Annotated in this window: 15 protein-coding genes and 1 pseudogene; 12 read left to right on the plus strand and 4 right to left on the minus strand. The window is 57.5% G+C overall.

Translation table 11 applies throughout. The features are described 5' to 3' along the window. Positions 1 to 17 precede the first annotated feature (17 nt). Together bacA and folB are read right to left on the minus strand one after the other, a co-directional pair. Positions 18 to 839 (minus strand): undecaprenyl-diphosphate phosphatase, encoded by an 822-nt coding sequence (bacA, locus tag ACMYSO_RS10615; RefSeq protein WP_434670463.1) that lies wholly within the window; start codon positions 837 to 839, stop codon positions 18 to 20. Between the two features lie 257 nt (positions 840 to 1,096). Then, a complete protein-coding gene (folB, locus tag ACMYSO_RS10620) occupies positions 1,097 to 1,450 on the minus strand; it encodes a bifunctional dihydroneopterin aldolase/7,8-dihydroneopterin epimerase (protein WP_434670464.1) in 354 nt (117 codons plus the stop codon). 230 nt (positions 1,451 to 1,680) lie between these two features. Here folB and plsY point away from each other — a divergent pair, with 230 nt between their 5' ends. Together plsY and ACMYSO_RS10630 are read left to right on the plus strand one after the other, a co-directional pair. Then, positions 1,681 to 2,301, plus strand: a complete 621-nt coding sequence (gene plsY, locus ACMYSO_RS10625) for a glycerol-3-phosphate 1-O-acyltransferase PlsY (RefSeq protein WP_434583034.1) — start codon at positions 1,681 to 1,683, stop codon at positions 2,299 to 2,301. Between the two features lie 213 nt (positions 2,302 to 2,514). Then, positions 2,515 to 3,984 (plus strand): MFS transporter, encoded by a 1,470-nt coding sequence (locus ACMYSO_RS10630; protein ID WP_434670465.1) that lies wholly within the window; start codon positions 2,515 to 2,517, stop codon positions 3,982 to 3,984. A 63-nt stretch (positions 3,985 to 4,047) separates the two neighbouring features. On the opposite strand, the pseudogene ACMYSO_RS10635 reads toward ACMYSO_RS10630, so the two are convergent. Next, positions 4,048 to 4,132, minus strand: a pseudogene (locus tag ACMYSO_RS10635) (short-chain dehydrogenase); the annotation flags it as partial. On the opposite strand from ACMYSO_RS10635, the gene ACMYSO_RS10640 reads away from it, so the two are divergent. From ACMYSO_RS10640 to ACMYSO_RS10675, 8 genes are all read left to right on the plus strand, one after another. Continuing rightward, positions 4,122 to 4,946, plus strand: a complete 825-nt coding sequence (locus tag ACMYSO_RS10640; RefSeq protein ID WP_434670467.1) for an urease accessory protein UreD — start codon at positions 4,122 to 4,124, stop codon at positions 4,944 to 4,946. The pseudogene ACMYSO_RS10635 and the gene ACMYSO_RS10640 sit on opposite strands and share 11 nt — an antisense overlap. Before the next feature lie 9 nt (positions 4,947 to 4,955). Then, positions 4,956 to 5,258, plus strand: a complete 303-nt coding sequence (locus ACMYSO_RS10645; protein WP_123756423.1) for an urease subunit gamma — start codon at positions 4,956 to 4,958, stop codon at positions 5,256 to 5,258. Between the two features lie 9 nt (positions 5,259 to 5,267). Then, the gene (locus ACMYSO_RS10650) at positions 5,268 to 5,588 is read left to right on the plus strand and encodes an urease subunit beta (RefSeq protein WP_434670468.1); all 321 of its coding nucleotides are present in this window, start codon (positions 5,268 to 5,270) and stop codon (positions 5,586 to 5,588) included. Further along, on the plus strand, positions 5,581 to 7,284 hold the full coding sequence (ureC, locus tag ACMYSO_RS10655; RefSeq protein WP_434670469.1) for an urease subunit alpha: 1,704 nt from the start codon (positions 5,581 to 5,583) through the stop codon (positions 7,282 to 7,284). The genes ACMYSO_RS10650 and ureC overlap by 8 nt, the downstream gene beginning before the upstream one ends. A 9-nt stretch (positions 7,285 to 7,293) precedes the next feature. Further along, a complete protein-coding gene (gene ureE / locus ACMYSO_RS10660; RefSeq protein WP_434670470.1) occupies positions 7,294 to 7,794 on the plus strand; it encodes an urease accessory protein UreE in 501 nt (166 codons plus the stop codon). Continuing rightward, entirely contained in the window at positions 7,795 to 8,469 is a 675-nt protein-coding gene (locus ACMYSO_RS10665) for an urease accessory protein UreF (protein ID WP_434670471.1), read from the plus strand. An 8-nt stretch (positions 8,470 to 8,477) separates the two neighbouring features. Continuing rightward, a complete protein-coding gene (ureG, locus tag ACMYSO_RS10670; RefSeq protein ID WP_154144093.1) occupies positions 8,478 to 9,092 on the plus strand; it encodes an urease accessory protein UreG in 615 nt (204 codons plus the stop codon). A gap of 168 nt (positions 9,093 to 9,260) precedes the next feature. After that, a complete protein-coding gene (locus tag ACMYSO_RS10675; protein ID WP_434583028.1) occupies positions 9,261 to 10,868 on the plus strand; it encodes a purine-cytosine permease family protein in 1,608 nt (535 codons plus the stop codon). Positions 10,869 to 10,921: 53 nt separating this feature from the next. Here ACMYSO_RS10675 and tsaD read toward each other — a convergent pair whose 3' ends face one another. Then, positions 10,922 to 11,935: a tRNA (adenosine(37)-N6)-threonylcarbamoyltransferase complex transferase subunit TsaD gene (gene tsaD / locus ACMYSO_RS10680; RefSeq protein WP_434670473.1), complete on the minus strand. Its 1,014-nt coding sequence runs from the start codon at positions 11,933 to 11,935 to the stop codon at positions 10,922 to 10,924. Positions 11,936 to 12,190: 255 nt separating this feature from the next. On the opposite strand from tsaD, the gene rpsU reads away from it, so the two are divergent. Together rpsU and dnaG are read left to right on the plus strand one after the other, a co-directional pair. Then, positions 12,191 to 12,406: a 30S ribosomal protein S21 gene (gene rpsU / locus ACMYSO_RS10685; protein ID WP_001144069.1), complete on the plus strand. Its 216-nt coding sequence runs from the start codon at positions 12,191 to 12,193 to the stop codon at positions 12,404 to 12,406. A 178-nt stretch (positions 12,407 to 12,584) separates the two neighbouring features. Then, positions 12,585 to 14,330 (plus strand): DNA primase, encoded by a 1,746-nt coding sequence (gene dnaG / locus ACMYSO_RS10690; RefSeq protein WP_434670475.1) that lies wholly within the window; start codon positions 12,585 to 12,587, stop codon positions 14,328 to 14,330. Positions 14,331 to 14,386 lie beyond the last annotated feature (56 nt).

Consider the following 14,386-nt stretch of genomic DNA (forward strand, 5'->3'; position numbering starts at 1 on the left):
TACCCTGTACTTAGTGCTTAGAAGAATACAACGTAAACCACTGCCGCGACGATAAAGCGGTAGATGGCAAACGGGATAAACGAGATACGTTTAATCAACTGCAGGAAGGTTTTAATCGCGATCAGCGCCACGATGAACGCCATGATGAACCCAACGGCAAACATCGGAATGTCGCTCACGCTGAGGAAGCCGATGCTCTTATACAGATCCAGAACGGTGGCGCCCATCATCATCGGCACGGCCAGCAGGAAAGAAAACTCTGACGCCGCATAGCGACTAACGCCCATCAGCATGCCACCGGAAATGGTCGCTCCTGAACGGGAGAAGCCCGGCCACAACGCCAGACACTGGAAACAGCCAATCGCAAACGCCTGACGATAGGTCATATCATCAATGCCCACGGCGCGCGGTTGCTTCGGTTTAAACACTTCTGCTACGATCAGCAGTACGCCCCCCACCACCAGCGCATACATCACGTTGATCGGGTTAAACAGCGATTTGATCATATCGTGGAAGACCAGTCCCAGCACCACCGCCGGAATCATCCCCAACAGAATATGAATCAGCGATAAGCGCCCGCTCCCCTGCCCTTCATGTACAGGCGGTTTGCCGAAATGAATACCGATCAAGCCGAACAGGCGACGCCAGAACATCACGACAACTGCCAGGATAGAACCTAACTGAATGACCACCTCAAAAGTATTCGCGGTATCACCTTCAAAGCCCAGAAGGTGTCCCACGATAATCATATGCCCGGTACTGGAAACCGGTAAAAACTCCGTCAACCCTTCAACCACACCCAATATTGCCGCCACCAGCAGCGAGTGTATATCGCTCATCCCATAAACCCTTTAACAGTAAAATGAAAAAACCAGATACGCTGAACCCTTCCATCAGGTGATATTGATGCGGCCAGTTTGGACACGGACGGCGCGGGAAATCGGAGCGTACACGGAGTCCGCTCAAATTTCGAGTCCTCTCCTGTAGTCCATAACAATAATGTATCCCGATAACCGCCAGCTATGACCTGTATAAACACCCTTTGTTTAATCAATATGACCTGAAAAGTTTTATTTCAGATTAAGGCCATGTTCGATTATGCCCGGCTGCGCTCTATAATCACGCCGACATTGGTCGCTCTGGCCACAGCACCTGGCTTGCTGACTTTGATCCGTACCCACGGCGACGGGAATTTTTCCAGCAGCAGATCGGCAATCTCTTCCGCTACACGTTCGACCAGCGCAAAGCGCCCTCCCTCAACGTGCCCCACCACCAGCTCGCTGATGTCTGCGTAGCTGAGACAATCGCTGACATCGTCGCTGCTCGCCGCTTTACGGTTGTCCCAGGCCATTTCGATATCGAACACCAGTTTCTGTTCAATGGTCTGTTCCCAGTCATAAACCCCGATAGTGGTGATTACCGAAAGTTGCTCTATAAATACAATATCCATCACGACCTGCCTGCTTTTTGGCTAAACCGGATACCACTTCCGGCGAATTATGCGTATTATCCACAGATGCAAAGACATCCCCAAAATAATTCGCATTGCAGGAACACCGCGGCGGTACACGCGGTCTGGCTCGACGTTTCAGGCGGCCTTCGTCTGAACGAGAACCATTGGTGCGCCAGCGACGCGAAGGCTAAAGGGGACAAAATGACATTTTCAAAATGGAACAGCTGATGAGTGCAATCGCGCCTGGACTGGTTATCCTTGCCTACCTCTGCGGCTCAATTTCCAGCGCCATTCTGGTGTGTCGTCTCGCCGGCCTGCCCGATCCTCGTGATAGCGGCTCCGGCAATCCAGGGGCGACTAACGTACTACGAATTGGCGGCAAGGGAGCAGCCGTAACGGTTCTTATTTTTGACGTGCTCAAAGGCATGCTTCCCGTCTGGGGTGCCTGGGCGCTCGGCCTGACGCCGTTCTGGCTGGGCCTGGTCGCAATTGCGGCCTGCGTAGGCCATATCTGGCCGGTATTCTTCAATTTCCGCGGCGGTAAAGGTGTCGCCACCGCTTTCGGTGCCATCGCACCAATCGGCTGGGATCTGACTGGCGTTATGGCCGGCACCTGGCTGCTGACCATCCTGCTGAGCGGCTACTCGTCGCTCGGGGCTATCGTCAGCGCGCTGATTGCCCCCTTCTATGTCTGGTGGTTCAAACCGCAATATACCTTCCCGGTATCGATGCTCTCGTGCCTGATTCTGCTGCGCCACCATGACAACATTCAGCGTTTATGGCGCCGCCAGGAAAGCAAAATCTGGGGCCGTCTGAAGAAGAACAAAAAAAAGCCAGAGCAGAAATAATCTCGCTCCCGGCGACCGTTGCCGGGTGGCGTTAGCCCCGACAATCTCACAGAATTGCCCTGTTTTACCGCCAATCATCCTGATTCGCCACCTCGCCGAAGATAATCCTTTCACAACAATCAGTTAGTTATGTCTTATAACCAAATGTGATTTATTCCCGCCTGTAGCGCTGTTTACTCTGATCCTCCTGAACAGACATTACAGAACACCATTATGACAGACGTAATTAATGCCGCTCCGGTCGCAGCAGCCGGCTCGCCTGGCGGGGAAGTCCAATGGATACGCGGCGCCGCCGATGTATCACGGTTAATCAATGAAGGTAGCAGCGGGCGCAACAATGCGCGTATTGTCATCGGTATCGCCCTCGGCGGGATTTTCCTTGATGCCTACGATCTTGGCTCCCTCGCCTTCGGTCTGAAAGATATTACCCGCGAGTTCAACCTGACCCCGGCGGGTACCGGGATGGTGGCATCCGCCATCACCTTCGGGGCTATCGTTGGCGCGTTGATCGGGGGTTACCTGACCGATAAAATCGGCCGCTATCGGGTCTTTATGGCCGACATGCTGTTCTTTGTGGTGGCCGCTATCGCCTGTGCGCTGGCGCCCAATGAATATGTCCTGACCGCCGCCCGCTTTGTGATGGGCCTTGGAGTCGGGATTGACCTGCCGGTGGCGATGGCCTTCCTCAGCGAGTTCGCGAAGCTCAAAGGGCCGGGCAACAAAGCCTCCAGCGTCGCCATGTGGTGTCCGACCTGGTATGCCGCCATCAGCATCTCGTATCTGCTGGTGCTCTTTTTCTACGCCGTACTGCCGGACAGCCACAGCGACTGGTTATGGCGCATCATTCTCGGCTTCGGTGCCGTCCCCGCGCTGGTGATCATCGCGATTCGTAGCCGCTACATGAGCGAATCCCCGGTATGGGCCGCCAATCAGGGCAACCTGCGCGAAGCAGCCTCCATTTTGCGCCAGGCGTATAACATCAACGCCCACGTGGCACAGGAGGCGCTGGATAACCCCGCTCCTGTGGTGAAAAAGGCGCAGTGGAGTAACTATTTACGTCTGTTCCAGGGCGTCTACCTGCGGCGCACCACCCTGGCAACGCTGCTGTCGGTGGTCTCTTCATTTGCCTATAACGCCGTAGCTTTCGGCTTGCCGGTCATTATTTCCAGCTTCTTTGTCCAGTCTATGCTGACCACCATTCTGATCTCGCTGGCGCTAAATCTGCTGTTTGCGTTCGTCGGTGGCCTGCTGGCCGTGCGGCTGGTCCCGCGCTTAGGCGCGTGGAAGATGTCGCTGGCCGGTTACAGCTGCCAGCTGACGGCACTGCTCGGCCTGGCGCTGGTTGGCCGCCCGGAAGGTGTTGGTGAAGGGATCGCGGCGGTCGCCATGCTGGCCTTGTTCCTGTTTGGCCAGGGCTTTGGCCCCGGCGCCCACACCATGACCTTTGCATCACTGAGCTATCCAACCTCGTTACGCGGCGTCGGCGTTGGCCTCAACCAGACCCTGATGCGCAGCAGCTCCACCCTGTCGCTGTTCCTGTTCCCGCTGTTAGTTGCGGCGCTGGATACCCGGGTATTCTGGGTTATCGCCGCCGCGCCGTTGATTGGCCTGTTGTCGCTGCTTGTCATCCGCTGGGAGCCTTCAGGCTACGACATTGACGCCGAGGATTATCAGGCGCCATAACCTGACTCTGAACAGCCGTCGCACAGGCGGCTGTTTTCCCACTTTTCATTCATAAGCTTTTCATATGATCGCGATACTTTCTCTCCGATCAATACTCATCGCTGCTGTTTTATCTTGATTTTTGCAGGGGCGCTACATTGCACAGCACCGTGTTACCAGAACATAAAAAAGGCTGGCAGGCCACGCTGGATCTTCAGTTTCACCATCGCAGCGGCAAAACGGTGCTGACCTCCGCCCGCCATGTCGGTCCACTTACCGTCCAGCGTCCCTTTTACCCGGAAGAAGATACCTGCCATCTCTATTTGCTCCATCCTCCCGGCGGCATCGTCGGCGGTGATGAGCTGACGATTACCGCCACGCTCGATAATGGCTGCCACACGTTGATTACCATGCCCGGCGCCAGCAAGTTTTATCGCAGCAGCGGCGCACAGGCCCGACTGCAACAAACGCTGAAGCTGGCGGAAAACGCCACGCTGGAGTGGCTACCGCAGGACGCGATTTTCTTTCCCGGCGCGCAGGCCACGCTGCACACCGCTTTTCACTTGAGCGCCACCAGCACGCTGCTGGCCTGGGATCTGCTGTGCCTCGGCCGTCCGGTCATCGGCGAAGCCTTTAGCCACGGCAGCCTCAACAACCGCCTTGAAGTATGGATGGAGGACTCCCCGCTGTTAATTGAGCGCCTGAGTCTGGCCGATGGACGGCTGGCCAGCGTAGCCGGACAGCCGTGGGTAGGCACCCTGTTGTTCTATCCCGCCAGTGAAACCCTGCTCGAGGGCGTACGCGATCGGCTGACGCCGCTGGCGAACTATGCCGGCGCCACCCTGACCGACGGCCTGCTGACGGTACGTTTTTTAAGTGACGATAACTTACTTTGCCAGCGGGCAATGCGTGATATCTGGCAGTTTATGCGCCCGCATTTGACCGGAAAATCCCCGGTTCTCCCCCGAATCTGGTTGACCTAAGAGAACGCTATGGAACTGACCCCCAGAGAAAAAGACAAGCTGTTGCTGTTTACCGCCGCCTTAGTCGCCGAGCGTCGTCTGGCCCGTGGCCTGAAGCTGAACTACCCGGAAGCCGTGGCCCTGATCAGCGCCTTTATTATGGAAGGGGCGCGCGACGGTACCAGCGTGGCAACGCTGATGGAAACCGGCCGTCATGTGTTAAGCCGTGAACAGGTCATGGAGGGCGTGCCCGAAATGATCCCCGACATCCAGGTCGAAGCCACCTTCCCGGACGGCTCAAAGCTGGTCACCGTCCATAACCCGATAATCTGAGGTATCACGATGATCCCAGGTGAATACAAGGTGCAACCGGGGCATATCGCCCTGAACGTGGGTCGCGCCACCCGCAGCGTTATCGTTGAAAATCATGGCGACCGGCCGATTCAGGTCGGGTCGCATTACCATTTTGCCGAAGTTAACCCGGCACTGAAGTTTGACCGGGCGCAGGCCACCGGCTATCGCCTGAATATTGCCGCCGGTACCGCGGTCCGTTTTGAACCAGGGCAAAAGCGTGAAGTGGACCTGGTGGCGCTTGCCGGTAGCCGCGCGGTGTACGGTTTTCGTGGCGATGTGATGGGCAATCTGGAGGCACACGATGAGTGATATTTCACGCCAGGCCTATGCTGATATGTTTGGCCCCACCACCGGCGACAAAGTGCGGCTGGCGGACACCGAACTGTGGGTAGAGGTCGAAGACGATCTCACCACCTATGGCGAAGAGGTCAAATTCGGCGGCGGCAAAGTGATCCGCGACGGGATGGGCCAGGGACAAATGCTGGCCGATGAGTGCGTCGATCTGGTGCTGACCAATGCCCTGATTATCGACCACTGGGGGATCATCAAGGCGGACATCGGGGTCAAAGCGGGGCGGATCTTCGCCATCGGTAAAGCCGGTAACCCGGATATCCAGCCCAACGTGACGATCCCGATCGGCGCCGCAACCGAAGTGATTGCCGCCGAAGGGAAGATCGTCACCGCAGGCGGCGTGGACACCCATATTCACTGGATCTGCCCGCAGCAGGCGGAAGAGGCGCTGGTCTCCGGAGTCACCACCATGGTTGGCGGCGGTACCGGCCCGGCGGCCGGGACCCACGCCACCACCTGCACTCCCGGCCCGTGGTACATCTCACGGATGCTGCAGGCGGCAGACAGCCTGCCGGTGAATATCGGCCTGCTGGGGAAAGGTAATGGCTCCAACCCGGAGGCGCTGCGCGAGCAGGTCGCCGCCGGGGTGATTGGCCTGAAGATCCATGAGGACTGGGGCGCGACGCCAGCGACCATCAACTGCGCGCTGACCGTGGCTGACGAAATGGATATCCAGGTGGCGTTACACAGCGACACCCTCAATGAATCTGGCTTTGTCGAGGATACCCTGGCGGCGATTGGCGGACGGACCATCCACACCTTCCATACCGAAGGGGCAGGCGGCGGCCATGCGCCGGATATCATCACCGCCTGCGCGCACCCCAATATTCTGCCTTCTTCTACCAACCCGACGCTGCCCTACACCGTCAATACCATCGACGAACATCTCGATATGCTGATGGTCTGCCACCATCTCGACCCGGATATCGCCGAAGATGTTGCCTTTGCCGAATCGCGTATACGCCGGGAAACCATTGCCGCAGAGGATGTCCTGCACGACCTCGGTGCCTTTTCGCTGACCTCGTCTGATTCGCAGGCGATGGGGCGCGTGGGCGAAGTAGTGCTACGCACCTGGCAAGTGGCGCACCGGATGAAAGTTCAGCGCGGGCCGCTGGCACAAGAGCGTGGCGATAACGACAACTTCCGTGTGAAGCGTTATATCGCCAAGTACACCATTAACCCGGCGCTGACCCACGGTATCGCCCACGAAGTGGGATCGGTGGAAGTCGGGAAGCTGGCGGACCTGGTGCTGTGGTCACCGGCCTTTTTCGGCGTCAAGCCGGCGACAGTGATCAAAGGCGGCATGATTGCCATCGCGCCGATGGGCGACATCAACGCCTCGATCCCGACACCACAGCCGGTGCACTATCGCCCGATGTTCGGCGCCCTGGGCAGCGCCCGCCATCATTGCCGCCTCACCTTCCTGCCGCAGGCGGCGGTAGACGGCGGCGTGGCGCAACGCCTGAATCTGCACAGCGCGACGGCGGTGGTCAAAGGCTGCCGGACGGTGCAGAAGGCCGATATGATCCACAACAGTCTGCAGCCGAATATCACCGTCGACGCCCAGACCTATGAGGTCCGTATCGACGGCGAGTTGATTACCAGCGAACCGGCAGAGGTTCTGCCGATGGCGCAACGTTATTTTCTGTTTTAAGGAGTCCGGATGCTCTATCTGACCCAACGAGTTGATTCCCCCACGGCGGCGCTGACCGCCAGCGTCACGTTGACAATTGATGTGCGGGTAAAAAGCCGTATCAAAGTGACCCTCAACGATGGCCGTGACGCAGGCCTGCTGCTGCCGCGCGGGCTGTTGTTGCGTGGTGGCGATGTGCTCAGTAATGAAGAGGGTAGCGAGTTCGTCGAAGTGATCGCCGCCGATGAAGGGGTATCGGTGGTGCACTGCGACGATCCGTTCATGCTGGCGAAGGCCTGCTATCACCTCGGCAACCGCCACGTCCCACTGCAAATCATGCCCGGCGAGCTGCGTTTTCATCACGACCACGTGCTGGACGATATGCTGCGTCAGTTTGGCCTGGCGGTGACGTTTGCCCAACTGCCGTTTGAGCCGGAAGCAGGCGCCTACGCCAGCGAAAGCCACGGCCATAGCCATGGTCATAGCCACGGTCATGACCACGAACATCACCATCACGAGCACAACCACTAAATGCCGACGCCGGAAAAACGTCTGCGGCTGATGCAACTGGCCAGCAGCAGCCTGCCGGTCGGCGGCTACAGCTGGTCACAAGGGCTGGAATGGGCCGTGGAAGCGGGCTGGGTGCCGGATACCCCGGCCTTTGAACGCTGGCAGCTACAGCAGATGGAACAGAGCTTCTTCACCGTCGATTTGCCGCTGTTCGCCCGCCTGTATCGCGCCTGCGAACAGGATGATTTACCGTCCGCGCAGCGCTGGACCGCCTGGCTGCTGGCCTGCCGTGAAACCCGCGAACTGCGCGAGGAAGAGCGCAATCGCGGCGCAGCATTTACCCGGCTGCTGGCTGACTGGCAGCCGGATTGCCCACAGCCCTGGCGCACGTTGTGCCAGCAAAGCCAGCTCGCCGGCATGGCCTGGCTGGGCGTGCGCTGGCAAATCGCCATTCCCGATCTGGCCCTGAGCCTTGGCTATAGCTGGATCGAAAGCGCGGTGATGGCAGGCGTTAAGCTGGTCCCCTTCGGCCAGCAGGCGGCACAACAGCTGATTTTACGCCTGTGCGATCGCTACGCGGCGGATATGGCCAGCGCCCTTGCGGCACCGGACAGCGCCATCGGTTCGTCTACGCCGCTGGCGGCGATTGCTTCCGCACGGCATGAAACCCAGTATTCCCGATTATTCCGTTCCTAGGAGACAGCATGAACAACTACAAACACCCGCTGCGCGTTGGCGTCGGCGGCCCGGTCGGTTCCGGGAAAACGGCCCTGCTGGAAGCGCTGTGTAAAGCGATGCGTGACAGCTATCAACTGGCGGTCGTCACTAACGATATCTACACCAAAGAAGATCAGCGCATTCTCACTGAAGCCGGCGCACTGGAGCCGGAGCGCATCGTCGGCGTTGAAACAGGCGGCTGTCCGCATACCGCGATCCGTGAAGACGCGTCGATGAACCTGGCTGCGGTTGAAGCACTGAGCGAAAAGTTTGGCAACCTCGACCTGATCTTCGTTGAGAGCGGCGGCGACAACCTGAGCGCCACTTTTAGCCCTGAACTGGCGGATCTGACCATCTACGTTATCGACGTCGCGGAAGGCGAAAAAATCCCACGTAAAGGTGGGCCAGGGATCACCAAATCTGACTTCCTGGTAATCAACAAAACCGACCTTGCACCGTATGTGGGCGCGTCGTTGGAAGTGATGGAGCGCGACACCATGCGCATGCGCGGCGAGCGCCCGTGGACCTTCACCAACCTGAAAAGCGGCGATGGGCTGAACAACATCATCGCCTTCCTCGAAGACAAAGGCATGCTGCGATAATCCTCCTCTGCACCATGCGGACGCGCCTGCGCCCGCATGGTGCACGCCCTGCCCTCTCTTTACGCTAACCCGCCTCTCCAGTCCCACCGCCGCTGCGCCACGATGCAATATCGGGATGTGGCATAAGGTTTGCTAATCATAGTCATGCCTAACCATTAAGGAATGACGATGTCATCACTGGATATTAAAACTGAGTTGCCTGCACAGACCGATACATCAGGCTCCCGGGAAACCCTGGAAGATTATACCCTTCGCTACGCCCCGCTAAGTTTCCGCCGCTGGGGACCTGGCGTCGTCGCGGTAACCGCGCTGGGCGGCATCGCCTATCTGGCGGACTTTTCTATCGGCGCCAGCATCGGCATGGCATGGGGTACCACCAACGCCATTTACGCTATCTTGCTGGCGGCATTGGTCATCTTTCTGACCGGGATCCCGCTGGCTATTACCGCCGCCCGCTACAACATCGACCTCGACCTCATCACCCGTAGCGCCGGCTTCGGTTATTTTGGCTCGGTGATCACCAGCATTATCTTTGCCGGTTTTACCTTTATCTTTTTCGCCCTTGAAGGCTCGATCATGGCCCAGGGGTTGCTGGTTGGCCTTGGGATCCCACTGTGGATGGGCTATCTCATCGCCACCCTGATGGTCCTGCCGCTGGTTATTTACGGTATGAAAGCGCTGACCCGCCTGCAGGTCTGGACGACGCCGCTGTGGTTAGTGCTGATGGTGGTGCCGGTGGCCTGGCTGATTGCCAAAGACCCGGCGCTGGTGGACGGTTTCATGAACTTCAGCGGCAAAAACAACGCAGCGCACGTCGACTTAACCGCCATTATGCTCGGTGCCGGCGTGTGCCTGTCGCTGATTATGCAGATTGGCGAACAGATCGATTATCTGCGCTTTATGCCGCCAAAAACCGCGGAGAACAGCAAAAGCTGGTGGCTGGCGGTCTTTTCCGCCGGGCCTGGTTGGGTAGTATTAGGGGCGATTAAACAGATCATCGGCGCCTTCCTCGGCTTCTATCTGCTGACCCGCTTCCCGGCGGTACACAACACCGAACCGGTACAGCAGTTCGTCAGCGTCTTTGATAACCTGGTGCCCGGCTGGCTGGCGCTGACCCTGGCCGTGGTGCTGGTGGTGATTTCGCAGATTAAGATCAACGTCACTAACGCCTATTCCGGCTCGCTGGCGTGGACCAGCGCCTGGACGCGGACCACCAAACGCTATCCGGGACGGATTATCTTCGTGATCGTCAATCTGGCGATTGCGCTGGCGCTGATGGAAGGCGATATGTTCAGCGCCCTGTCGTGGATCCTCGGCTTCTACTCAAACTTTGCGATTGCCTGGGTTGTGGTGGTTGCCACCGATATCACCGTGAATAAGGGCCTGCTGAAGCTCGCCCCGGCGCAACCGGAATATCGCCGCGGGATGATTCACAACGTCAACCCGGTCGGCGTAGTCTCTTTCGCTCTGGCCGCTGGCCTGTCGATTTGCGCCTTCTTCGGCCTGCTGGGCGCCACGCTGGCGCCGTTCTCCCCGCTGATTGCCCTGGTTGTAGCGCTGGTGATGACCCCGCTGATGGGGATCCTTACCGGTGGCCGCTACTACATCAAGCAGCACGACGACGGTATCAGCGAGCCGCGCTACGACGCGCAGGGCAATGCTTCCACCACCGTTTACCAGTGTCTCAGCTGTGATGAAGAGTATGAACGTCCAGATGTGATGCACTCGCACAAGCATCAGGGTGCGATTTGCTCGCTGTGTAAAAGTATGGAGTAATGCAGGAAAGCGGGAAGGAAAACAGGCCGACGCAGCGTCGGCCTGTGAGTGGCTTACGCCGCAGGCAGTTCAGCAAGCGGCCAGCGCGGGCGTACGGTCACCCCGAGGTCAGGCTTCGCGCCGGTGCGCAGACGCACCATCCCGGCATAGGCGATCATTGCGCCGTTATCGGTGCAAAATTCCGGACGCGCATAGAAAACTTCACCGCCGCGTTTGGTCATCATCTGCGCCAGCTTCGCTCGCAGCGTGCGGTTCGCGCTCACGCCGCCGGCCATCACCAGGCGTTTAAAGCCGGTCTGCTCCAGCGCTCGCTTGCACTTAATCATCAGCGTATCCACCACCGCATCTTCAAACGCCCGGGCGATATCGGCACGGGTCTGCTCGTCGTCTGTATTATTGCGAATGGTGTTAGCTGCGAAGGTTTTCAGGCCAGAGAAGCTAAAATCCAGCCCCGGGCGGTCGGTCATCGGACGCGGGAAGACAAATCGTCCCTCGGTGCCCTGCGCCGCCATTTTAGATAGCATCGGCCCGCCAGGATAATCCAGTCCCAGCAGCTTCGCTGTTTTATCGAAGGCTTCGCCTGCGGCATCATCGATAGACTCACCCAGCAGGGTGTACTGGCCAATGCCGGTAACGCTGATCAACTGGGTATGACCACCGGAGACCAAGAGCGCTACAAAAGGATAATCCGGCGGATTATCTTCCAGCATCGGTGCCAGCAGGTGGCCTTCCATATGGTGTACCGGGATGGCCGGTACGTTCCAGGCAAACGCCAGCGAACGCCCGACCGTGGCGCCGACCAGCAGCGCACCAACCAGACCCGGTCCAGCGGTATAGGCTACCGCATCAATCTCTTTTGCCGTCAGTCCGGCTTCTTTTAATGCTGCCTGGATCAGCGGTACGGTCTTGCGCACGTGATCGCGTGAAGCCAGCTCAGGCACAACGCCGCCGTAGTCAGCATGTAATTTCACCTGACTATACAGTTGGTTGGCTAGCAGCCCTTTTTCGTCGTCATAAATGGCGATGCCGGTTTCATCGCAGGATGTTTCAATACCCAGTACACGCATGTCTTTTTTACCTCACTCTAATACCGCGCAGTTTAGGACCAATGCCGGGTGATGTATACCCTCAGCGTGTCACGGTAAAACTTTGTTCGCCCCAGGAAGAAGCCTCGTGTATACTCCTCACCCTTATAAAAGTCCTTTCAAAAAGGGCGCCGGTGCTTTACAAAGCAGCAGTAGTTGCAGTAAAATTCCGCACCATTTTGAAATAAGCTGGCGTTGATGCCAGCAGCAAACCGAATTAATAAAGGTGAGAGGCACATGCCGGTAATTAAAGTACGTGAAAACGAGCCGTTCGACGTAGCTCTGCGTCGCTTCAAGCGTTCCTGTGAAAAAGCAGGTGTTCTGGCGGAAGTTCGTCGTCGTGAGTTCTATGAAAAACCGACTACCGAACGTAAGCGCGCTAAAGCTTCTGCAGTGAAACGTCACGCGAAGAAACTGGCTCGCGAAAACGCACGCCGCACTCGTCTGTACTAATCTGTTGAGGGCACAGCCCTCAATTCAGACCGAGTTGTAGTTGTAAGGCCGTGCTTCCGGAAGGAATGCGCGGCTTATTTTCGTTTATGCATTAGCATATACACAGCACCCGGTAAGAACGTTCACAGCGCCAACGCTGAGGCCGTCTACAGGATCGTGTGTATAGTTTACGGGGCCTATGGCTGGACGAATTCCACGCGTATTTATCAATGACCTGCTGGCTCGAACCGACATCGTCGATCTTATCGACGCGCGGGTAAAGCTCAAAAAGCAGGGCAAGAACTACCACGCGTGCTGTCCTTTCCATAACGAAAAAACCCCCTCTTTTACCGTCAACGGTGAAAAACAGTTTTACCACTGCTTTGGTTGCGGTGCGCACGGCAACGCCGTCGACTTCCTGATGAACTACGACAAGCTCGAGTTCGTGGAAACGGTCGAAGAACTTGCCGCCATGCACAACCTCGAAGTGCCATATGAAGCAGGCAACGGACCGAGTCAGATAGAGCGCCATCAACGGCAAAGCCTCTATCAGTTAATGGACGGTCTGAATGCGTTTTACCAACAGTCTCTGATACACCCCGCCGCCGACCCTGCGCGCCAGTATCTGGCAAAACGCGGTTTAAGCAGCGAGGTCATTGCGCGCTTCGCGATTGGCTACGCGCCGCCCGGTTGGGATAACGTCTTAAAACGGTTTGGCGGCAATCAAGAAAACCGCCAGTCGCTTATCGATGCCGGCATGCTGGTTACGAACGATAAGGGACGCAGTTACGACCGCTTCCGCGAACGGGTGATGTTCCCCATCCGCGATAAGCGAGGCCGGGTCATTGGTTTTGGTGGACGCGTGCTGGGCGATGCCCTGCCGAAATACCTGAACTCCCCGGAAACCGATATTTTCCATAAAGGTCGCCAGCTGTATGGCCTTTATGAGGCACAGCAGGATAACGCCGAACCACCCCGTCTGCTGGTTGTCGAAGGCTATATGGACGTTGTGGCGCTGGCGCAGTACGGCATCAATTATGCGGTTGCGTCGTTAGGTACCTCGACCACAGCTGACCATATTCAGCTTTTGTTCCGGGCGACCAATCAGGTCATCTGCTGTTACGACGGCGACCGGGCTGGCCGCGATGCCGCCTGGCGAGCGCTGGAAACGGCGCTACCGTACATGACCGACGGTCGTCAGCTACGCTTTATGTTTCTACCTGACGGTGAAGACCCGGATACGCTGGTGCGTAAAGAGGGTAAAGAGGCGTTCGAAGCGCGGATGGAGCAGGCTCAGCCGCTCTCCACGTTTTTGTTTAACAGCCTGATGCCGCAGGTCGACTTAAGCACCCCGGATGGGCGCGCGCAGCTCAGTACGCTGGCGCTGCCGCTGATAACCCAGGTGCCGGGCGAAACGCTTCGCATTTATTTACGTCAGGAATTAGGCAACAAGTTAGGGATTTTAGATGACGCCCAGCTTGAACGTTTAATGCCAAAACAGACAGAAAATGGCGCCCCGCGTCCCGCGCCGCAGCTAAAACGCACGACCATGCGTATACTTATAGGGTTGCTGGTGCAAAACCCGGATCTCGCCCCGCTGGTTCCACCTTTAGAAGGTCTGGATCAGCGCAAAATGCCGGGACTGGGCTTGTTCAGCGAACTGGTGAAAACCTGTTTATCTCAGCCAGGTCTGACGACCGGGCAGCTTTTAGAGCAGTATCGCGGCACAAATGAGGCCGCCACCCTTGAAAAACTGTCGATGTGGGACGATATAGCAGATAAAGATATCGCAGAAAAAACCTTCACCGACTCGCTCAACCATATGTTTGATTCACTGCTGGAACTGCGGCAAGAAGAGTTGATAGCTCGTGACCGCACACACGGTTTAAGCAGTGAAGAACGCCGGGAACTCTGGACCATCAGTCAGGAACTGGCAAAGAAATGAATTGCACGGCTTAAGTGCCGAATATCGTTCGGGAAGCCCCCGACAGCCGCGCTGAG

Source organism: Klebsiella sp. B345, assembly GCF_051131735.1.
In the GTDB taxonomy this organism is placed as follows: domain Bacteria; phylum Pseudomonadota; class Gammaproteobacteria; order Enterobacterales; family Enterobacteriaceae; genus Klebsiella.